Genomic DNA, 20,590 nt, shown 5'->3' with positions numbered 1-20,590 from the left:
TATCTAGAAATGAAGAAAAAAATATCCATCTCAATCATTACCTATAACGAAGAAAAAATCATTGCAAAATGCTTAGAAAAACTACGATGGGCCGATGAAATACTTGTCATTGATTCGGGCAGTACAGATGATACGGCAGCTATTTGTGAATCTTTTGGTGCAAAAGTAATACAGCATGCGTTTGAAAATTTTGGCACACAAAAACAATTTGCGCTCGACCAAACAGCAAATGATTGGGTGCTTTCTTTAGATGCAGATGAAGTGCTTTCGGATGAGTTAATAGACGAAATCAAAAATTTGAATTTAGATAATGAATATAAAGGCTATTATATCCCAAGAACACATGTTTTTTTAAATACAATTTTTACATACGGATCAGAACATAAAAAACCTATACTTCGATTTTTTAATAAAAAATGCGGAAAATTCACGCCCAATAAAGTACATGAAACTATTGTAGTTGATGGCAAATTAGGCTATTTAAAAAATGAAATGTTACATTATACAGTATTTGATTTTGACATTGCTATTCAAAAGCAAATAAAATATGCGCTACTTAGTGGAGAATTATTCTATGAAAAAAACAAAAAATCAAGCCTGTTAAAAATCTTATTTAAATTTCCGTTTGATTTTATTAAAGTTTATTTTTTACAAAGAAATTTTTTAAATGGTTACCAAGGGTTTACGTGGAGTATGTTTAGTGCATTTAGCAGTTACCTAAAATATGCCTATTTAAAAGAATTACATCACAACAAATCGTTATAAACAGTCATTAGTTTTTGGGCTATTGCGTCATCATTAAATTTTTGAGCAAATTCAAAGCCTTTTTCTTTCATTTCATTGGCTAAACTAGTGTCTAAAAGAATGAGTTTAATTTTTGCATGTAAATCCGATACATCAAAAGGTTCTATATAGCATGAATTTGGACCAGCAGCTTCGGGAAAAACGCCATACTTATTTGTAATTACAGGTACTTTTGAATACAATGCTTCAAGTATAGGAATACCAAATCCTTCAAAAATAGAAGGATACACAAAAACGGAAGCACATTGATATACTATTGCTAGTTCTTGTATGGTTAATCCTTTTAAAAAATGCACACGTTCGGCTAAGTGATGCTGTTTAATAAAATGATGTATTTGTGACGAATAGGATGTCTCCTTACCTACTAATACTAATTGTGTATCTAAATCTTTTATTGCTTTTACGAGAGTCAACGCATTTTTTCGTTCTTCAAGTGTCCCCACATTTAAGATAAATTTTTCGGGTAATTGATATTTTTTTACTACTTCATTGCGCTGGTCTGTTGAATAAATCTCTTTAAATGCGGCATGACATCCTTGATAAATTACTTTTATTTTAGAGGCATCAACTCCTAAAAAATTAATGATATCTATTTTAGTTTGTTCACTAATGGCTATAATTACATCAGCTTGTTTAGCTGCTTTTTTAAATTTATAATAATGAATTTTTCGATCAAAAAAAGAATACAAATGAGGGTATCTCAAAAAAATTAAATCATGAATTGTAACAACCGATTTGATTCCATTTTCTTTAAGTCCGCTGGGTAATTCTCCTGAAAGTCCATGAAATAATCTAGTGTTGTCTTTTTTTAAATCAGCAATAATTCCTCGTTGACGCCACAAATTATAAAATTTTTGATAAAATGAGGTGCGTGGTAGTTTTTCTATACAATTCGTTGATTGTGAAACAAAAAGCGTTTGAGATGCCTCTTTTGGATTGTAAAGAAAATAGTTGTTTTCAGGATAGAATTTTGCTAAAATTCGAATTAAATCCCTACTGTAATTTCCTAATCCAGTTTTATTATGAAAAACTCTTTTTGCTTCAAAACCAATATTCATTATACGGCTACATTATATTCTCGCAAGGCATCGTTTAGAGATGTTTTCAAATCAGTAGATGGTTTTCTCTTACCAATAATAAGCGCACAAGGTACTTGATACTCACCTGCTGCAAATTTTTTAGTATAACTCCCTGGAATTACTACAGATCGAGCGGGTACAATTCCTTTATATTCTATTGGCTCATTACCCGTTACATCGATTATTTTAGTAGAACCTGTCAACACCACATTTGCACCTAAAACAGCTTCTTTTTCTACTCTAACACCTTCCACTACAATACATCTAGAACCTATAAATGCTCCATCTTCAATAATTACGGGAGCAGCTTGTAAAGGTTCTAATACACCACCAATGCCTACTCCTCCTGATAAATGCACATGTTTTCCAATTTGTGCACAGCTACCTACAGTTGCCCATGTATCAACCATTGTTCCCTCATCAACATAAGCTCCAATATTTACATAACTTGGCATCAAAATAACGCCACTAGAAATATAAGCACCAAAACGTGCAACGGCATTTGGTACTACACGAATTCCTTTTTCAGCATAACCTGTTTTTAATAACATTTTATCATGATATTCAAAAATACCTGATTCCCAAGTTTCCATTTTTTGAATAGGAAAATACATTACCACTGCTTTTTTTACCCATTCGTTGACCTGCCAACCATTTGCTACAGGCTCAGCAACTCTTAACGTTCCTGCATCTAATAAAGCTATTACTTCTCGTATGGAATCTTGAGTAGTTTGTTCTTGTAATAAAGCACGATTATCCCATGCTGTTTCTATGATAGATTGTAATTGATTCATGTGTTTTTATTTAACGAGACAAATATATAAAATATGAGAAAATTATTTTAATAAAAAAATCCCGAATGAATCGGGATTATAAATTATTGACAATTTGTAGTGAGATGCCTTTTAGGTCCTAAAAACGCATTATTACAATCTTTAATATTAGCAAAAATGAAATAACCTTTTGTATCTACATCCGAGTTGGCGTCCCATAATTCTTTTTTGGTTAACTTTCCATCATTATCATCATCATAATCTTTATAATCTGGTAGTCCATCTCCATCAGTATCTAATGCAGTAGAAACATTTGTTGGAACAGAACCGTATTCATCTTTAGAATAAATTTTATCGCCATCGTGGTCTTTATACCGCTGCCTCATCAATTTAAATGAAAAAATTAGTGGCGTATATGTACCTATATTACCTATTGACGAACTATAATACGCCAACGCAGAAGGAATAAATACTATTCCTGCTCCAAAGTTGTTATAGGTAACTGTTCCATCTCCATTGGCAACATACGTACCTGTTTTAAATTCAGGAAAAATTTCTTGCCATCCTTGAATTACATCGCCTAACTGAAACCAGACTGGATTTGAAGCTGCATCAAAAACTGTTAAATCTGACTTAAAACCTTTATACGAACTATACACTGAATCTAAACGTGTGGGATTTTCTCCAACTCCTTCTCTCAGTTTTATATAATATAATTTATAATTAATATCATTTTGGGTAATCGTTTTAAACTGCAAATCGGTTCTATCTTTAATTGGTGTTCCTGGATTTGTAGCTGTAATTTCAGTAACTGTTACATTATAATCTGCGTCCACACTCATAGTATGTGTTTGCATAAATGTCTCAATCTCAGCTAAATCTTCAGCATATACTTCAGCAAAAGGTCTAATTTCTATAGTAGTTGAATCGTCCTTTGGACACCCAACTAACAAAAACAAAAGCGGCACTAATGCAAGAAACTTGTAATTCAATTTCATTTTTACAATTTTATTTATAAATATTAAGGCGCAAGATACGATTTTCATTTATTTTTGCATAAATATTAACATTGATTTTTGATTTCTATGCGAATTGACAAGTATTTATGGTGTATGAGATATTTTAAAACTAGAGGACTAGCTGCGGATGCTATAAAAAAAGGACACGTGTCCGTTAATGGGCAAGTTGCAAAAGCCTCAAGAGAAGTCTATGCAACAGATAAAATTGTACTTCGAAAAGACCAAATTAATTATCAACTCACTATATTAGATATCCCTTCTAATAGAGTGGGGCCTAAATTGGTAGATATGTTTCGAAAAGATGAAACTCCTGAAGAAGCATTTGCACATTTAGAACTACTCAAACTTACTAAAGAATTTTATAGAGCTAAAGGAACTGGAAGGCCAACAAAAAAAGACAGAAGAGAATTAGACGATTATACGACGGACGAAAATGACACTATTGAATAAATCATATTGGGAAAATAGATATACGGAAAACGAAACCGGGTGGGATATTGGCGTCGTTTCAACTCCCTTACAAACGTATATAGACCAACTGACAAACAAAAATATAAGTATTCTCATTCCGGGTGCTGGCAATGGATATGAATTTGATTACTTACTAAATAAGGGCTTTAAAGACACCTATGTCATGGATATCGCTCAAAAGCCTCTTGACACTATTTTAGAAAGAAATGAAATTGAAAAAAGACATTTAATTCATCAAGATTTTTTTGAACACAACGGCCAATACGATTTAATAATTGAACAAACTTTTTTTTGTGCATTAGATCCTACTTTAAGAAGAAACTATGTTACAAAAATGCTAGAATTACTAAAACCAAATGGAAAAATAATTGGCTTACTCTTTAACTTCGAACTTACACTAGAAGGCCCTCCTTTTGGTGGTTCAAAAGAGGAATATATTGATTTATTCAATGACTATTTTACAATTAAAATATTAGAAAATTGTTATAACTCAATAAAACCTCGTTCAAATAGAGAATTGTTTTTTATTTTTGAAAAAAAATAACACCACTATGACTAATAATATTATTTTAACTCACCAAGAAATCGTACATAAAACAAGACGAATTGCTTATCAAATCTATGAAACGTTTTCAGATGAAAATGAGCTAGTTATTGCAGGTATTTCAAATAGTGGTTTCCTTTTTGCTCAGAAAGTTAGCGAAGAGCTTAAGCAAATTAGTGACATAAAAATTACGCTTTGTGAAGTTCAAATCAATAAACAAAATCCTGCAGCAACTATTATCACGAGTCTTTCGGAAAAAGAATATACCAATAAAAATTTAGTTTTAGTTGATGACGTACTTAATTCTGGCGCCACTTTAATATATAGTATTAGACATTTTTTAAACGTTCCTTTGAAAAAATTTAAAACGGCTGTATTAATAGATCGCAACCATAAAAATTTTCCAGTCAAAGCTGATTTTAAAGGACTTTCTTTATCAACTTCTCTGCAAGAACATGTACAAGTTGTGTTTGAAGAAAATAATTCTTATGTGTATTTAAGTTAATTGGTTGAATAATATTTCACTTATTTCTTGAATAGAATTTTCATCAGTAGGTTGAACAAGAATTACCTGATTGTAATAGCTATTTCTTTCAAATAGATGTTTTGCAACAAATTCTGTTAACGCTTCTTTATCCAAATTTTGCAATAACGGACGATTTTGTAAATTAAAATAAAGTCTCGAAACCAAAGTAGTAAGGTTAGCTTTCAAATAAATTGAAGTAATGTCATCTGCTTGATACAACTTAAAATTATCAAAGTAACAAGGCGTACCTCCTCCTAATGCTAAAATATAATTTTGCTGTACCTGTAAAAAATTTTCTAAGCACTTTCGCTCTAATTTTCTAAAATACAATTCTCCTTTTTTGTCAAAAATTGCAGCAATAGTATTTTTTTCTTCATTTTCAATAAGTTGATCTAAATCAAAGAAAGGCAAGTTCATTTTTTCAGCCAAAATTTTCCCAATAGCTGTTTTTCCCGCACCCATATAACCCACTAAGACAATCTTCATAAAGTATAAATTAAGGGTCAAATATAGCTAAAATTAACTAATGTTTTTCAATTAAATTAGATTACAAATACGAGTAAAAGCCTAAAAATTAATAGATTATATTTTTTTCAAAAAAAAATCAAAATTTATAATTGTAAAATAAATTTAAGATAGTATATTTGCACCCGCAATCAGGAAATGATTGAAAGACTTGGTAGCTCAGCTGGTAGAGCACATCACTTTTAATGATGGGGTCCTGGGTTCGAATCCCAGCCAGGTCACTTTTTTTAATCATTTCAATCATTGCTACGACTTGGTAGCTCAGCTGGTAGAGCACATCACTTTTAATGATGGGGTCCTGGGTTCGAATCCCAGCCAGGTCACTTAATAAAGTTAAGCAATCGCTTAACTTTTTTTGTTTTAAGGCCATGTGGAGAAATTGGTAGACTCGCCATCTTGAGGGGGTGGTGCTGCAAAGCGTGTCAGTTCGAATCTGATCATGGTCACTTTCAAGGTGTGCAATGCACACCTTTTTTATTTATTTTAACTTTTACTTCTTTAATCAATTTTTTTTGTTATTTTTGTTTAAACTTTGAATAAAAAAGATGAACAATATTAAAACTACATTTAGTATTAAAGATTTAGAAAATTTATCTGGAATAAAGGCACATACAATTCGCATTTGGGAAAAAAGGTACAATCTTTTAGAGCCTATGCGTACCGATACAAACATACGATTATATGACATTCAAAATCTTCAAAAATTATTAAATGTCGTTTTGCTGACCAAATTTGGATACAAAATTTCAAGAATTTCAAAATTATCAACAATAGAAATCGAAAACTATGTACGTAAAGTACAAAATGAAAAAACAGCAAACAACCATGCGCTTAGCGCCTTTAAAATGGCAATGCTAAATTTTGACCAACAATTATTTCTCAATACTTATGATGAGTTATTAAGTGAAAAAGATTTTGGTGTTGTTTTTCTAGAAACGTTTATTCCTTTATTGGAAGAAATTGGGATTTTATGGACTACCAATACCATTTCACCTTCTCACGAACACTTCATTTCCTATTTAATAAAACATAAAATCCTTGTAAATATTGAGAAGCATGTATCAAATAATTTAGATACATCTGAAAATGTATATGTGTTATTTTTACCCGAAAATGAAATTCATGATTTAGGCTTATTATTCCTTCATTATGAAATCGTTTCCAGAGGAAATCACGTAATTTATCTTGGTAGAAGTTTACCCATAGAAGATGTTGCAGAATTAAACAACCATTTTAAATCAGTTACATTTGTAACGTATCTAACTGTAACGCCCGAGGAAGATAATATAATTGATTATTTAAAAGAGTTCAAGGCTAAGGCATTAACTAATGAGAAAAACGAATTATTAGTTTTTGGACGTAGAACAGAATATTTAACAAACTTTTCAGATGCTAAAATAAAAGTATACCCAGAAATTGCACATTTTTTAAATGAAATTTAATTTTTAAAAATTACAAATGAAAAAAAACATTCACATCATCGGTTCAGGTTTTTCATCTCTTGCTGCCGCTTGTTACTTAGCCAAAGCAGGACACAATGTTACTGTTTTTGAAAAAAACGAAACTATTGGTGGAAGAGCCCGTCAACTAAAAAAAGATGGTTTTACCTTTGACATAGGTCCGACTTGGTATTGGATGCCCGATGTTTTTGAACGTTTTTTTGCTGATTTTAACAAAACCCCTGAAGAGTATTACACGCTATTAAAGTTGGCACCTGGATATAAAATTTTCTTTGATCAAAACGATGCCTTAGAAATTTCAGATAATTTGAATGAAATCATTACCACATTTGAGCAAATTGAAAAAGGTGCTGGAAAAAAATTAGAAAAATTTATGGCAACGGCCAAGTCAAATTATGATATAGCCATCAAAGATTTAGTGTACAGACCCGGAGAATCAATTACCGAATTAATTACACTGGAAACAGCCAAACGCGTAAATCAATTTTTTAGTACCATTTCAAAAGACGTTCGCAAAAAATTTAAAAACAAAAAACTTGTTCAAGCCTTAGAATTTCCAGTATTATTTTTAGGTGCAAAACCAAGCAATACTCCTTCTTTTTATAGCTTTATGAATTATGCCGATTTTGGGCTAGGTACTTGGCATCCAAAAAACGGCATGTATAGTGTTATTGAAGGTATTGGAAAATTAGCGCTAGAATTAGGTGTAAAAATTGAAACCAATCAAAATGTAGAAAAAATACTTAGTGAAGATGGATTTGCTATTGGTTTACAAGTAAATGGTGAACGAAGATTTGCAGACATCATAGTGTCTGGTGCAGATTATCACTTTACCGAAACTTTATTACCTGAAAATCAACGACAATATTCTGAAGCCTATTGGGACAAAAAAACATTTGCCCCTTCTTCCCTATTATTTTATGTTGGTTTTGATAAAAAAATGAAAAATGTAGCACATCACACATTATTTTTTGACACCGACTTTGAATTACACGCTAAAGAAATATATGATACGCCAAAATGGCCAAACGAACCTCTTTTTTACGCCAGTTTTCCCTCCATAACAGATGAACATGTGGCACCTGAAGGAAAAGAAGCGGCTATATTTTTAATTCCATTAGCCACAGATTTAGAAGACACTCCTGAGTTAAGAGAATTGTACTTTGAAAAAATAATTTCAAGATTTGAACACATTACTAATCAAAATGTAAGAAATAATATTATCTTTAAAGAATCTTTCTGTGTCAATGATTTTAAAGAACAATACAATTCTTATAAAGGTAATGCATACGGATTGGCGAACACTCTATTACAAACCGCATTTTTAAGACCAAAATTAAAAAGCTCAAAAGTGCAAAATTTATATTTCACCGGACAATTAACTGTGCCTGGACCTGGTGTTCCGCCGTCATTAATTTCAGGAAAATTAGTTGCTAACCTTATCAAAAAATACGAATAAATGAAAGCATTATTTGACACCGTTTCTTTTACCTGTAGTGTAAACGTAACAAAAGCATACAGCACTTCTTTTTCATCTGCTGTAAAAATGCTTGGTCCTTCAATAAGACAAGACATTTATAATATTTACGGATTTGTGCGTTTTGCAGACGAAATCGTTGATAGTTTTCATGGCTATGACAAACAAGTTTTATTAGATAAGTTTGAAGTCGATTTAAACGAAGCTATTACTACAAAAATAAGCCTTAATCCTATTTTAAACTCGTTCCAAAACACAGTAAATAAATACAATATTCCTTATGAATTAATTGCAGCTTTTATGAAAAGTATGCGTCAAGATTTACATCAAGAAATCTATAATACTAGAGAGGAATACCAAGAATACATTTATGGAAGTGCCGATGTAGTAGGGCTTATGTGTTTAAAAGTTTTTGTAAATGGTGACGAAAACAAATATAACGAACTGAAAGATGGTGCCATGCGATTAGGTTCGGCATTTCAAAAAGTTAATTTTTTACGCGATTTAAAAGCCGATTTTGAGGAATTAAATAGAAGTTATTTTCCTAATACAAATGTTACTCATTTAGACGAATTTTCTAAAAAAGAAATCATAGACGACATTGAAGCTGATTTTAATGCCGCTTATGAAGCTATTAAAGAACTGCCTATCGAAGCGCGATTTGGTGTTTATACCGCTTACAGATATTACAAACGCTTACTAAAAAGATTAAAAGCGACACCTTCTACCGAAATTAAAAATACACGTATTAGAGTTCCTGATTATCAAAAAGTGGAGCTTCTTGCGAGATGTTATGTGAAATTTAGATTAAATTTGCTTTAAAATTAACTAACTATGTGGATATATATTGCTGTCTTTTTTGCAACTTTTTTTATGATGGAATTTATGGCTTGGTTTACGCATAAATTCATTATGCATGGATTTTTATGGGTATTACACGCCGATCATCATAAAAAAGACCACGATTCTTGGTTTGAACGAAATGATGCTTTTTTTATTTTTTATGCCGTTGTGAGCATTATATTTTTCTTACTTTGGCAAAATAATATTTTAGAAATAGGTTTAGCCATTGGATTAGGTATTTTCGCATATGGTTTTACCTATTTTATGGTGCACGACATTTTCATTCATCAGCGATTTAAATTGTTTAGAAATGCTAATCATAAATATGCACGTGCCTTAAGACGCGCGCACAAAATGCACCACAAACACATTGGCAAAGAAGATGGCGAATGTTTTGGGATGTTACTATTTCCATGGAAACATTATAAAAACGCATAACATATAACCTTATTGTAAAAATAAAACGTGCCTGTTTCACTTTATGGAGCAGGCATTTTTAGTTTATAAAATTTAATATATTTACAACTAATTATAATCGTTTGGACACGAAACATGTGCATATAATCAAATTAGACGTTATTTATCCAGAGAACTAAAAAAGAAAGAAAACATGAAAAAAATACTGAATTTTATTATTGTATTGTTCTCGTTTGGAACTATGTTTAGTCAAAGTGAAAACCTTAACCAAACTAAATATCAATTTGCAAAAAATGTTTTTGAAAAAGAGTATTTAAAAACAACTTATGAAAAGTTTGGCGGAAAAATAACAATCGAAAATGAAACAACAATTAAATATGATGAAAAAACTTTAATTATTCCAGACTTAAAAAATGAATTTAAACTAATCTTTACAAAGGGAATTTTTTATCCAAATATTGTAACTGGAACCCAAATTGCCGAAGTAAAGACGAAAATTGAATTGGAAAAAATGACAGAAAATGAAAGAATTTTTTATAATATGACTAGAACGGATTCTTTAACTATTGGAAATTTTGATGAACTAAAATTACTTAATCCAAATTACCAAACTAAACGATTCTTAATTTGGATATACAGAAAAGGAATGGCGAATCCAACTGAATGGTATTTTGAATTACAGAATATGAAAGCGAACGAAAAAACAAATCTAACAGAATTTATAGAAAACGCTGAAATAACATTTATCAAAAAAGGGACTATAATAATTTAAATGAACATCCAACAGCTATAACTGTTAAACAACCTCACATTTTATTAAAAAATTTCCAAAAAAACATAAAACTCAACCTCTCTTATCCCCAATTTTCAGAAGATTTAAAGGCAGTTTGTTTTTTTTAATACAGTAAAATTTGAATAGCTAATAATCGATTTTTTTAAAACAAAAAAGCCTATCATTAGATAAGCTTTACAATTCAAAAACTACTTTTGTTTTGTTTCCTTTTTAGTTGCAACGATATTTAAAACAGGTTGTAATTGCTCTATATTAATAGATGACTTTTGTAAGAGCTTCAAAAATTCCATAGCGTTTTCGGGTTTCATATCGTTTCCTAGCACACGTACTACGGTAAAACCTAAATCGTTTTTATTACCAAACAAGACCAGCTCATCTATAGTACCCGCATTATCAACAACCATGATAGAAGCGTTTTTACCTTTCCCATTTAGCTTAATCAAGGGTTGAAAAACCGTATCTTTTAGTAATGTTTTTACTTCTTGCATTTCCTTGTGGTATGCCGCGTTGTTTTTACCATCTTTTTTAAATGCTATTACATTTACTTTATCAAAAGAGGCTAAGGCTTCCTTTTCTGAAGGAGTTAATTTTTTAGTATCAATATTAAATAGCGATGAAGATACATCTACCGCAATAAAATTTTTATTCTCAGCGCTTTTAACAAAATACTTTTGCAACGAAGTTTTCTCTTCGCAGCTCGTTAAGCCTAGTACTAAAAGTAAAATAAAAAAATTCTTCATGTTACTTGGCACCCAATTTACTTAATACATCGGCAACAGGAATGTTTAGCTTTTTCACAAGCATGGCAATATCACTTATAGGGAAATCACCTTTTACAGACAATACAGATGTTTTAATACCTTTAAAATCCCCATTTACTACAACTAATAATTCTTTTACATTTGCTTGATTTGCGTCAGATTTACCATAAACCTTAACAGCATTACCTTCTTGTGTAGTTGTTGAAATTAAGTCTAATGAATTATTTTTTAAATAAGTGGTTACAGATGAATTTAATTCACCTCCTAATTTTGAATTTGACGTATAATAAGCCGCTAAATTGTCAAGTTTTTTCAATAAATTCAAGTACTGTTGTGCTTCTTTATCTTTAGCATCTACTTTTACTTTACTCATCAAATCAAACATTTTTTGAGTAACAATGATGCTTTCAACACCTTCTTTTGATTCAAACTTTTCAAATTCGTTTTGCCCCACCATCAATGACGAAACAAACATCGCGAGTAATAAGATTATTTTTTTCATATTATGTAAAATTTATTTATTTGTTTTAACTATCGTAAATCAAAATCTATTCCAAACTATAAGACTACAAAAAAATTAATTTGTTACAAAAAGAAAAGGTTTTGGCAAACACACACCAAAACCTAATCCAAATTAACGCATTACCAATTATTAAAACAAAACGGTTAAGCCTATTTTAAAATTTCTACCTCTTGTATTGTAACCAATTACTTCTTGAAAATTTGCATTTAACAGATTCGTAACTGCCGCAAATACTTGTAAGCGATTAGGCAATAAATCATAGGAATAAGTGGCATTTACCAATTGGTAAGCTGCCAAACTAACGTTTTGAGAAGTCCAAATCGCAGCATCATAATACATGTCTTCACGCTTGTCTACAAATTGATATTGCAAATTAAGTGCTCCTTTTTCAAACACATATTTCACATCCACATTTGCTTTATGTTTTGGAATTAATCTATTCAAAGGCTTTTGAACCTGATTAAATGTATAATTCCCTTGTATGGTTATTTTTTTTGATAATGGATAGCGTGCAGTTATTTCAACACCTTTTGCATTATAGTTTCCCTCGATATTAATGTAAGAAGATTGAAAGGTCGTTGGATTATAGTAAAATCCAATTGTATTTTGCTCATCTCTATAAAATCCTACTGCATTAATTTGTAACTTTTTAGATAAAAAATACGATTCAAAACCTACCTCAGCCGTTGCGTTTTTTTCAGGTGTTAAAGCTATATTGCCATACGGTCCGTATAATTGATATAAACTTGGCGTAATAAAAGCAGTACTGTAAGAAGTTAACAACTTTAAAGGAATGTTTTTAAACCTAAAACTAGGATTTACGTTATAAACTACTTGATTGCCATAGGCACTATGCGTATTTAAGCGTGAACCTACATTCAAATTCAGACCAAAATCTGAATTAAACACAACCGTAGCATACGGATCGACTAAGGTAAACTTGGCTCCTTCTCTAGAAACATCTGTATAAGTGTCTTTTTGCGACATATCAAAATATTGATATTGCGTTCCTACTACGAAGTGCCATTTTTTATTCAGTGTATAGGTATTGTAAGCATCAATAGAAGCTGTTCTGCCTGCATATATAAAACTATCAATACCGCCTGACCAAGAATTAGACATAGCTACCGTTCTATCTATAGTAGACGCCCCAGCATGAATGATAAATTCGCCATTCGTGTATTTGTATCGGGGTAAAAAACCAACTCTAAACTGCTCTGACAAACTAGCGTTATTAATATCATCTGAATGTGCAATCGTACCATCAAAAGAATTATCAAACGTATTTTTGATACGGTCATAATTGCCAAAAAATTCAAGTTGTAAACGATTATTTATTTTATACCCTATTTTTTGTAGCACATTGACACGAGAAAACATATCTTCTTCAAAATTTTCTCCTGCGGCTTCAGACATTCCTTTTGTTTCCAATCGGTTAAGTGTAGTTAAATAAGAAATTTTATGAGCTGTACCATTAATTGAAAACCCTTGACTCATATCTTGTGCGCTTATTTTTGATGTTTCGGACGTGTTTTGTGTTCCTAAATTTACATAGGCATTACCCGCAAAACTAGTCTGTGAAGCCTTTTTCAATGTAATGTTGATAACTCCTGTTGCCGCACCTGTACCATATAATGTACTAGAAGCACCTTTCATAACTTCAATTTTTTCAATTTGCTCGACTGGAATCAAACGAAGATCATATTCTAAATTAATTCCTGACGCATCGGTTACGGGAACCCCATCAATATAAATTGCAGTTTGACGGTTGCGCCCTCCTCGAATGTAATACCCTAGATTTTTTCCTCCAAAGGATTGATTTCCATTAATTTCGACACCTGCGAGTTGACTCAACACAGCGGCTAAATTTTGTCCTTTTTTGGCTTCCAAGTCTTTTGCCGAAAGCACTTCAATAATTTTACCGGATTTTTCTTTGGGTTGTGCAAATTTTGTGTCTGACACAACAATTTCATCAATAGCGATTGATGGTTGTTCTTGCGCAATAGCAACACCTGTTACCAACGCAAATAACGCTGTTAATCGTACTTGTTTTTTGTTCATTTTTTTAGTTTAAAAATTAAAAAAATGGGAGAAAAGTATAGAATTTACCCATACTCAAACCTTTTTTCCCGAAAGTTTGTATGCAACGAATGAGGCAGGTCTCCTGGCTTGCGTCTTGTTATTGACCTTCCCATCGAAAGTTAGAAACTAGAAATTAGACATTTTCTAAATTCAGAATTCTAAATTAACAACAGTGGTTTTGTAGATAATAACAAGCGTTATAGCTTACAGTTGCGGGTACAGCTCAGGTATTACACCTGATTCCCTTTTAATCAAAGTTTGAAAAAACAAACTCCGAACCACAATTCATGAACAAAAGTACGCTAATTTTTAAATTAAAAAACAAAAAATTCCCATTTACTAAAGTTAAGTTTTACATTTGCATAAATAAATTCTTGTCATGAAACTGTTTATCAACCTATTGCTTTCAATACTACTCTTTTCTTTTATGGGGTGCCAAAATAGCAAGCCGCCAATTAAGAAAAACAGCACAACAAACGAGGTAAAACACGCTACAGGATTTTCATTAAAAAATTATGACGACTTTTCAATAGTAACGGTTTCTAACCCTTGGCCTAATTCAAACAAGACATTTACGTATGTATTACATAAAAAAAATAGCATTATTCCCGATAGCTTAAAACAATTTCAACACATTCAAATACCTATAAAGAATATTGTGGTGACTTCTACTACACATATTCCTTCTCTTGAAATGTTAGATGTAACCGAGAAATTAATAGGTTTTCCAAATTTAAATTACATTTCTTCAGAAAAAGTTAGAGCAAGAATAGAAGAAAAAAAAATAAAAGAACTAGGTTCTAATCAATCCCTTAATACGGAAGCACTTATTGATATGCAACCTGAAGTAATTATAGGTTATGGAATAGACAACTCGAATCCCACGTTAGATAATCTTCAAAAAAGCGGGCTTAAAGTTGTTTTAAATGGTGATTGGAATGAACAGTCTCCATTAGGTAAGGCAGAGTGGATTAAACTTTTTGGTGCTTTATTCGACAAACAAACTTTGGCAAATTCACTATTTAAAAACATTGAACACGAGTATACCACTACCCTTTCTTTAGTTAAAAATAGTGCTCAAAAACCTAGCATTTTAGCAGGAGCCTTATATGAAGATAAATGGTATTTGCCACAAGGCGAAAGTTGGGGTGCGCAATTTTTAGCCAATGCAGGAGGAAATTATTTATTGCAACAAACAAAAGGGACAGGAAGTTTAGCCTTAAGCTTTGAAGAAGTAATTGAAAAAGGACTGAATGCTGATTTTTGGATTGGTCCAGGCCAATTTACATCGTTAGCTGATTTAGCAAAAGCTTCTGAAAATTATACTAAATTTAAAGCGTATAAAACAAAAAACATTTATACATTTAGTGCCAAAAAAGGAAAAACAGGTGGAGTTATTTACTATGAATTGGCTCCTAACAGACCCGACATCGTATTGAAAGATTTAGTGAAAATTTTACATCCAGACTTGTTACCTAATCATACCTTATATTTTTTTCAAAAGTTAAATTAAAATTGGAAGCTAAAAAACATACCCCAAAATTCATAGTATTAACCCTAGTACTCGTGGTGCTTTTGCTTATTAATATTAGTTTGGGGCAAGTTACAATTCCCTTACAAGCTATTTACAAAACCCTTATAGGTACTACGGCTGATGTAAAAGACACCTGGGAATTTATCATTTTGAATTTTAGGTTGCCCAAAGCTATAACTGCATTGCTTGTGGGAGCAGGCTTGTCAATTTCTGGACTTATGATGCAAACCCTATTTAGAAACCCCCTTGCGGGTCCTTATGTATTAGGACTTAGTTCGGGATCAAGTTTGGGCGTGGCGCTTGTTCTATTAGGTGCAGGATTCCTTCCTCCACTTTTTTCGGAGGCATTAGTTTCTAGTGGAAGCTTAGTAGTTGCTTCATGCTTGGGGAGCTTATTAGTCTTATTTCTAATTTTTATAGCTGCAAAAAAACTTAAAGATACCATGTCGGTTTTAATTATTGGACTCATGTTTAGTAGTTTTACAGGCGCATTAGTTAGCGTACTTACTTATTTTAGTACAGCCGAACAATTACAGCGCTATACCTTTTGGTCATTGGGCAGCATAGGAAATTTATCGTGGAGTCAAATCATGCTTTTAAGTCTTTCTGTTGGATTGGGATTAGTTTTAAGCATACGAGCCATAAAAGCACTTGATGCGCTTTTACTAGGGGAAAATTACGCACAGAGTTTAGGGGTTAACATCAAAAAAGAGCGCACAATTATTTTCTTAGCTACAGGAATTTTAGCAGGTAGTATTACTGCATTTGTAGGTCCTATAGCCTTTGTTGGATTAGCTGTACCTCATATTGCAAAACTCTATTTTCAAACTAGTAATCACAAAGTGTTGTACCTTGCTACAATACTAATAGGTAGCTCTATCATGCTTTTTTGCGATGTTGTTTCTCAAATGCCTGGGCAAAATTTTACGTTACCCATAAATGCTATCACATCAATTGTTGGTGCACCTATGGTAATTTGGCTATTAATTAGAAAAAAGGGATTTTAGGCGTAGATTATGGAACAAAAAAAATACATACTAGAAACCATAGATTTAGAAATTGGTTTTACTTCAAAGAAAGAAAAAAAAAACATTGCATCAGGTTTACATTTAAATTTGACCGAAGGAAAATTGGTTACTTTAATTGGAGAAAACGGTATTGGAAAATCCACTTTACTACGCACATTGACAGGAATTCAACCGCCTTTAAAAGGTAAAGTTTTACTTCATGAAAAAGAATTAAAAAAATTGGAATTCAATTACTTGTCTAAAAATATAAGTATTGTTTTAACAGATAAAATCACAGCTAGCAACTTAACTGTATGGGAGCTGATTGCGCTAGGCAGACAACCTTACACAAATTGGATTGGCACCTTAACAGAAGAAGACTATTTTCAAATAAACAAAGCTATTGAAATGACCGAAATTGAACATTTAATTCATAAAAAGCATATTGAAATTAGCGACGGGCAACTTCAAAAAGTATTAATAGCAAGAGCGCTAGCGCAAGACACGCCTATTATTATTTTAGACGAACCTACTACACATTTAGACCTCTTGCATAAAGTTAGCGTATTTCGTTTGTTACAGAAATTAGCACACGAAACCAATAAATGTATTCTGTTTTCTACACACGATATCGACTTAGCTATTCAATTAAGCGATGAAATGATTGTAATGACAAGCAGTAAGACGTATCAAGACTTGCCCTGCAATCTAATAGAACAAGGCGTTTTTGACCAACTTTTTAATGATAGTTCCATTGAATTCAACAAACAATACGGAAAATTTATAGTTAAGTAATAATTTATAATTTGGATTTTTTTAATACAATTTATTCCTTAAATTTACGATTCAAATTTATATACTATGACAACTTCTCTTATTTTAATCGCAGCCATTTTTATTTCGCTACTTGTTGGTTTTTTCCTAGGTAAAAGTATTCAAAAAACACAAAATCAAGCTTCAATTCAAAGTCTTGAGACACAATTATCTGTTCAAAACAACCAACTTGCAGAACTTAAACTTACCTTAGAAAAAAAGAGTGAACACGCGACAAAACTGCAGTCAGATAAAGAAGAGTTGGCTATTTTATTAGCTAAAAAAGAAAATGATTTTGACAATTTGTTGGAACGCACAAAAGAACAAAAGCAAGAACTTAATGAACTACAAGAAAAATTCACGAAAGAATTTGAAAATTTGGCCAACAAAATTTTAGAGGAAAAGACTTCTAAATTTACAGAACAAAACAAAGAAAATTTAAAAAACATATTATCTCCTCTTCAAGAAAAAATTCAACATTTTGAAAAAAAGGTAGAAGACACACATAAAGAAAGTATCGATTATCACGCGGCTTTACGTCAACAAATTACAGGTTTGAAAGAGATGAACGAACAAATGAGTAAAGAAACCATTAATTTAACTAAAGCATTAAAAGGCGATAGCAAAATGCAAGGAAACTGGGGTGAATTGATTTTAGAACGCGTTTTAGAAAAATCAGGCTTAGAAAAAGACAGAGAATATTTTGTGCAACAAAGTCACACGTCTGACGAAGGAACAAGAGTATTTCCCGATGTCATTATCAATCTACCTGATGGTAAAAAAATGATTGTAGACTCTAAAGTGACTCTTACCGCTTATGAACGCTATATTAATGAAGAAGATAGTACACAAAAAGCTTCTTATTTAAAAGAACATATTATATCGATAAACAGACACGTAGAACAACTGAGTACTAAAAATTACCAAGACTTATACAAAATGGAAAGCCCAGATTTTGTATTACTTTTTATTCCTATAGAATCGGCTTTTGCTATTGCTTTAAATGAAGATACTTCGCTTTACAATAAAGCTTTTGAAAAAAACATTGTAATTGTTACGCCTTCCACACTATTAGCCACATTACGAACTATAGACAGCATGTGGACCAATCAGAAACAACAAGAAAACGCTTTAGAAATAGCACGTCAAGCAGGTGCATTATACGATAAATTTGAAGGTTTTATTGGTGATTTGATAAAAATTGGCAAAAAAATGGATGAAGCCAAAGTGGAATACAGCAATGCTATGAACAAACTTACCGAAGGAAAAGGCAATTTAATTACTAGTGTAGAACGACTCAAAAAAATGGGTGCAAAGGCTAAGAAAAATTTGCCAGATACTATCTTAAAACGCGCACAAAACGAACAAGAACTTCTAAACGAAGAATAAATGGAATATACAAACACAGTCGCAGCATCAAAAATAACGATGAGTCAATTAATGTTGCCCTCACATTCAAATTTTAGTGGAAAAATACACGGCGGCTATTTATTGAGTTTAATGGATCAAATTGCTTTTGCCTGTGCATCCAAATATTCGGGGTGTTATTGTGTAACCGCTTCGGTAGATACTGTGAATTTTTTAAATCCTGTAGAAATAGGTGAATTAGTAACGTTAAAAGCTTCTGTTAATTATGTGGGTCAGACTTCAATGATTGTTGGAATTAGAGTAACATCTCAAAACATTCAAACAGGAAAAGAGAAACATACAAACTCGAGTTACTTCACCATGGTAGCCAAAGACGATAAAGGGAATAATGTAGCCGTTCCAAAATTAATTCTATCAAATCTTCAAGAAGTTAGACGTTTTTATGAAGGTGTAGAGCGTGTAAATCAAAAAAAAAAGTTACAAGATCAGGAAAAAATACTTGACTACAGCTCTCCTCAGGCAATTGAAAATTTAAAAAATTATAATGTAATCCTAGCATTGTAACAGCTTTTTTTATATTTAGTTAATTTTTTAACATTTTTTTAGTTTTTTTAGTATATTCGTATTATAAAAAATTATAATATGATTAAAAAAATACTTTTCCCCTTTTTAATTTTAACGTCATTATTACTACAGATAGCATCTTGTTCAAAAGACCAAGACGACGAGTACGAAGTAATATCACCGGTAAGCGTTAACCTATTGACAGTTCCCTATCAAAAACTATCTGATTACCATTTTTTTGAAGGTGAAATGAAAAATCAAATCCCTTCGCTTGATGTTATTCCTTATGAACCTATTGCGACATTATTTACCGATTATGCACATAAAAAACGATTTGTTTGGATGCCAAAAGGTACAAAAGCAACTTATAGCAGTGATGGCGAAATTTTAGAACTTCCTGTGGGTTCTGCAATTATAAAAACTTTTTATTACGACAACGTTCAACCCGCAAATACCACAAGAATTATTGAAACCAGACTCATGATTAGAAAATCTACGGGATGGATTTTTGCTGATTATGTATGGAATGATGAACAAAATGAAGCATTTTTAGATTTGAACGGAAGTACAAAAAGTATTTCATGGCGTGATGAAAACAATAATTTAAAAAATGTTGACTATAGAATTCCTAATGAAGCGCAATGTATTGTTTGCCATAAAACAAAAAACAATATAAATGGCGTATATGTGCAAGTTAATACACCAATAGGCATCAAACCACAAAACTTGAACAAACCATTGAATTATGGAAATGTTACAGCCAATCAATTAACGAAATGGATGGAATTAGGCATATTAGACAATTGTTCGATACCATCAGAAGACAATACTACGGTAAATTATACTGATACGAGTAAACCGCTATCTAAAAGAATGCGTTCTTATTTTGATATTAATTGTGCCCATTGTCATAAAGACCACGGACACTGTGATTATAGACCTTTACGTTTAGCTTTTGCAGAAACAAACAACAACTTGACAAATATGGGAGTTTGTGTAGATACACAAGATATGCAAAACTTTGCTCCTGCACTTTCTAAACTTGTAACTCCAGGTAACATCAATAGATCTATGCTTTATTATAGATTAAACACCACCGATGAAGCATATAGAATGCCTTTACATGGCAGAACCTTAATTCATACAGAAGGTGTACAACTTGTAGAACAATGGATCAATTCTTTAACTCCTTGCAACTAAAAAAATA

At 31.7% G+C, this 20,590-nt stretch carries 22 protein-coding genes, 3 tRNA genes and 1 riboswitch; of the genes, 18 read left to right on the top strand and 7 right to left on the bottom strand.

Features of this window, described 5'->3' with window-relative positions; translation table 11 throughout:
- Positions 1-9: 9 nt before the first annotated feature.
- Positions 10-765, top strand: a complete 756-nt coding sequence (locus RF683_RS03760) for a glycosyltransferase family 2 protein (RefSeq protein WP_309532864.1) — start codon at positions 10-12, stop codon at positions 763-765.
- Here the strand turns inward: RF683_RS03760 and RF683_RS03755 are convergent.
- From RF683_RS03755 to RF683_RS03745, 3 genes are all read right to left on the bottom strand, one after another.
- Positions 747-1,862, bottom strand: a complete 1,116-nt coding sequence (locus RF683_RS03755) for a glycosyltransferase family 4 protein (RefSeq protein WP_309532863.1) — start codon at positions 1,860-1,862, stop codon at positions 747-749. The two genes, RF683_RS03760 and RF683_RS03755, sit on opposite strands and share 19 nt — an antisense overlap.
- Positions 1,862-2,677, bottom strand: coding sequence for a 2,3,4,5-tetrahydropyridine-2,6-dicarboxylate N-succinyltransferase (locus RF683_RS03750; RefSeq protein WP_309532862.1), 816 nt, complete (start codon positions 2,675-2,677; stop codon positions 1,862-1,864). Before RF683_RS03750 ends, RF683_RS03755 begins: the two co-directional genes overlap by 1 nt.
- Positions 2,678-2,760: 83 nt before the next feature.
- The gene (locus tag RF683_RS03745; protein ID WP_309532861.1) at positions 2,761-3,654 is read right to left on the bottom strand and encodes an FKBP-type peptidyl-prolyl cis-trans isomerase; all 894 of its coding nucleotides are present in this window, start codon (positions 3,652-3,654) and stop codon (positions 2,761-2,763) included.
- 87 nt (positions 3,655-3,741) lie between these two features.
- Here RF683_RS03745 and RF683_RS03740 point away from each other — a divergent pair, with 87 nt between their 5' ends.
- The 3 genes from RF683_RS03740 to RF683_RS03730 are packed head-to-tail and all read left to right on the top strand — an operon-like array spanning position 3,742 to position 5,195.
- Entirely contained in the window at positions 3,742-4,125 is a 384-nt protein-coding gene (locus tag RF683_RS03740; RefSeq protein WP_309533146.1) for an RNA-binding S4 domain-containing protein, read from the top strand.
- A complete protein-coding gene (locus tag RF683_RS03735) occupies positions 4,109-4,690 on the top strand; it encodes a methyltransferase domain-containing protein (protein ID WP_309532860.1) in 582 nt (193 codons plus the stop codon). The genes RF683_RS03740 and RF683_RS03735 overlap by 17 nt, the downstream gene beginning before the upstream one ends.
- Before the next feature lie 7 nt (positions 4,691-4,697).
- Positions 4,698-5,195 carry a phosphoribosyltransferase family protein gene (locus tag RF683_RS03730; RefSeq protein WP_309532859.1) on the top strand — a complete coding sequence of 166 codons (498 nt, stop codon included), beginning with the start codon at positions 4,698-4,700 and terminating at the stop codon, positions 5,193-5,195.
- On the opposite strand, the gene RF683_RS03725 is transcribed toward RF683_RS03730, so the two are convergent.
- The gene (locus RF683_RS03725) at positions 5,187-5,702 is read right to left on the bottom strand and encodes a shikimate kinase (protein WP_309532858.1); all 516 of its coding nucleotides are present in this window, start codon (positions 5,700-5,702) and stop codon (positions 5,187-5,189) included. The genes RF683_RS03730 and RF683_RS03725 overlap by 9 nt on opposite strands.
- 187 nt (positions 5,703-5,889) lie before the next feature.
- Between RF683_RS03725 and RF683_RS03720 the strand changes: the two genes are divergently transcribed.
- From RF683_RS03720 to RF683_RS03685, 8 genes are all read left to right on the top strand, one after another.
- Positions 5,890-5,962 (top strand) — tRNA-Lys (locus RF683_RS03720).
- A gap of 29 nt (positions 5,963-5,991) precedes the next feature.
- Positions 5,992-6,064, top strand: a tRNA-Lys gene (locus RF683_RS03715).
- Between the two features lie 41 nt (positions 6,065-6,105).
- A tRNA-Leu gene (locus RF683_RS03710) sits at positions 6,106-6,187 on the top strand.
- A gap of 99 nt (positions 6,188-6,286) precedes the next feature.
- Positions 6,287-7,183 carry a MerR family transcriptional regulator gene (locus RF683_RS03705; RefSeq protein WP_309532857.1) on the top strand — a complete coding sequence of 299 codons (897 nt, stop codon included), beginning with the start codon at positions 6,287-6,289 and terminating at the stop codon, positions 7,181-7,183.
- 16 nt (positions 7,184-7,199) lie between these two features.
- Positions 7,200-8,660 carry a phytoene desaturase family protein gene (locus RF683_RS03700; protein WP_309532856.1) on the top strand — a complete coding sequence of 487 codons (1,461 nt, stop codon included), beginning with the start codon at positions 7,200-7,202 and terminating at the stop codon, positions 8,658-8,660.
- Entirely contained in the window at positions 8,661-9,500 is an 840-nt protein-coding gene (locus tag RF683_RS03695) for a phytoene/squalene synthase family protein (RefSeq protein ID WP_309532855.1), read from the top strand.
- A 12-nt stretch (positions 9,501-9,512) separates the two neighbouring features.
- Positions 9,513-9,959, top strand: coding sequence for a sterol desaturase family protein (locus RF683_RS03690; RefSeq protein ID WP_298657270.1), 447 nt, complete (start codon positions 9,513-9,515; stop codon positions 9,957-9,959).
- 172 nt (positions 9,960-10,131) lie between these two features.
- Positions 10,132-10,710: a hypothetical protein gene (locus RF683_RS03685; RefSeq protein ID WP_309532854.1), complete on the top strand. Its 579-nt coding sequence runs from the start codon at positions 10,132-10,134 to the stop codon at positions 10,708-10,710.
- Positions 10,711-10,919: 209 nt separating this feature from the next.
- Here the strand turns inward: RF683_RS03685 and RF683_RS03680 are convergent, their stop codons facing one another.
- The 3 genes from RF683_RS03680 to RF683_RS03670 all read right to left on the bottom strand — a co-directional run bounded on the left by RF683_RS03680 (position 10,920) and on the right by RF683_RS03670 (position 14,076).
- On the bottom strand, positions 10,920-11,471 hold the full coding sequence (locus tag RF683_RS03680) for a DUF4252 domain-containing protein (protein WP_309532853.1): 552 nt from the start codon (positions 11,469-11,471) through the stop codon (positions 10,920-10,922).
- Position 11,472: 1 nt separating this feature from the next.
- Positions 11,473-11,994, bottom strand: coding sequence for a DUF4252 domain-containing protein (locus RF683_RS03675; protein ID WP_309532852.1), 522 nt, complete (start codon positions 11,992-11,994; stop codon positions 11,473-11,475).
- 150 nt (positions 11,995-12,144) lie between these two features.
- Complete coding sequence (locus RF683_RS03670; RefSeq protein WP_309532851.1) at positions 12,145-14,076, bottom strand: TonB-dependent receptor plug domain-containing protein; 1,932 nt, start codon at positions 14,074-14,076, stop codon at positions 12,145-12,147.
- Positions 14,077-14,152: 76 nt separating this feature from the next.
- Positions 14,153-14,395, bottom strand: a riboswitch (cobalamin riboswitch).
- 81 nt (positions 14,396-14,476) lie between these two features.
- Between RF683_RS03670 and RF683_RS03665 the strand changes: the two genes are divergently transcribed.
- From RF683_RS03665 to RF683_RS03640, 6 genes are all read left to right on the top strand, one after another.
- Positions 14,477-15,610 carry an ABC transporter substrate-binding protein gene (locus RF683_RS03665; protein WP_309532850.1) on the top strand — a complete coding sequence of 378 codons (1,134 nt, stop codon included), beginning with the start codon at positions 14,477-14,479 and terminating at the stop codon, positions 15,608-15,610.
- 2 nt (positions 15,611-15,612) lie between these two features.
- On the top strand, positions 15,613-16,638 hold the full coding sequence (locus RF683_RS03660; protein WP_309532849.1) for an iron ABC transporter permease: 1,026 nt from the start codon (positions 15,613-15,615) through the stop codon (positions 16,636-16,638).
- Between the two features lie 9 nt (positions 16,639-16,647).
- The gene (locus RF683_RS03655) at positions 16,648-17,433 is read left to right on the top strand and encodes an ABC transporter ATP-binding protein (RefSeq protein ID WP_309532848.1); all 786 of its coding nucleotides are present in this window, start codon (positions 16,648-16,650) and stop codon (positions 17,431-17,433) included.
- A 66-nt stretch (positions 17,434-17,499) separates the two neighbouring features.
- A complete protein-coding gene (rmuC, locus tag RF683_RS03650) occupies positions 17,500-18,840 on the top strand; it encodes a DNA recombination protein RmuC (RefSeq protein WP_309532847.1) in 1,341 nt (446 codons plus the stop codon).
- A complete protein-coding gene (locus RF683_RS03645) occupies positions 18,841-19,383 on the top strand; it encodes an acyl-CoA thioesterase (protein WP_309532846.1) in 543 nt (180 codons plus the stop codon).
- Positions 19,384-19,461: 78 nt separating this feature from the next.
- A complete protein-coding gene (locus RF683_RS03640; protein ID WP_309532845.1) occupies positions 19,462-20,583 on the top strand; it encodes a hypothetical protein in 1,122 nt (373 codons plus the stop codon).
- Positions 20,584-20,590 lie beyond the last annotated feature (7 nt).

The sequence above is a fragment of the Flavobacterium sp. 20NA77.7 genome (assembly GCF_031326205.1).
GTDB lineage: Bacteria > Bacteroidota > Bacteroidia > Flavobacteriales > Flavobacteriaceae > Flavobacterium > Flavobacterium nakdongensis.
Note: the sequence above shows the minus strand (reverse complement) of the source record. Positions and strands in the feature narration are given on the sequence as shown.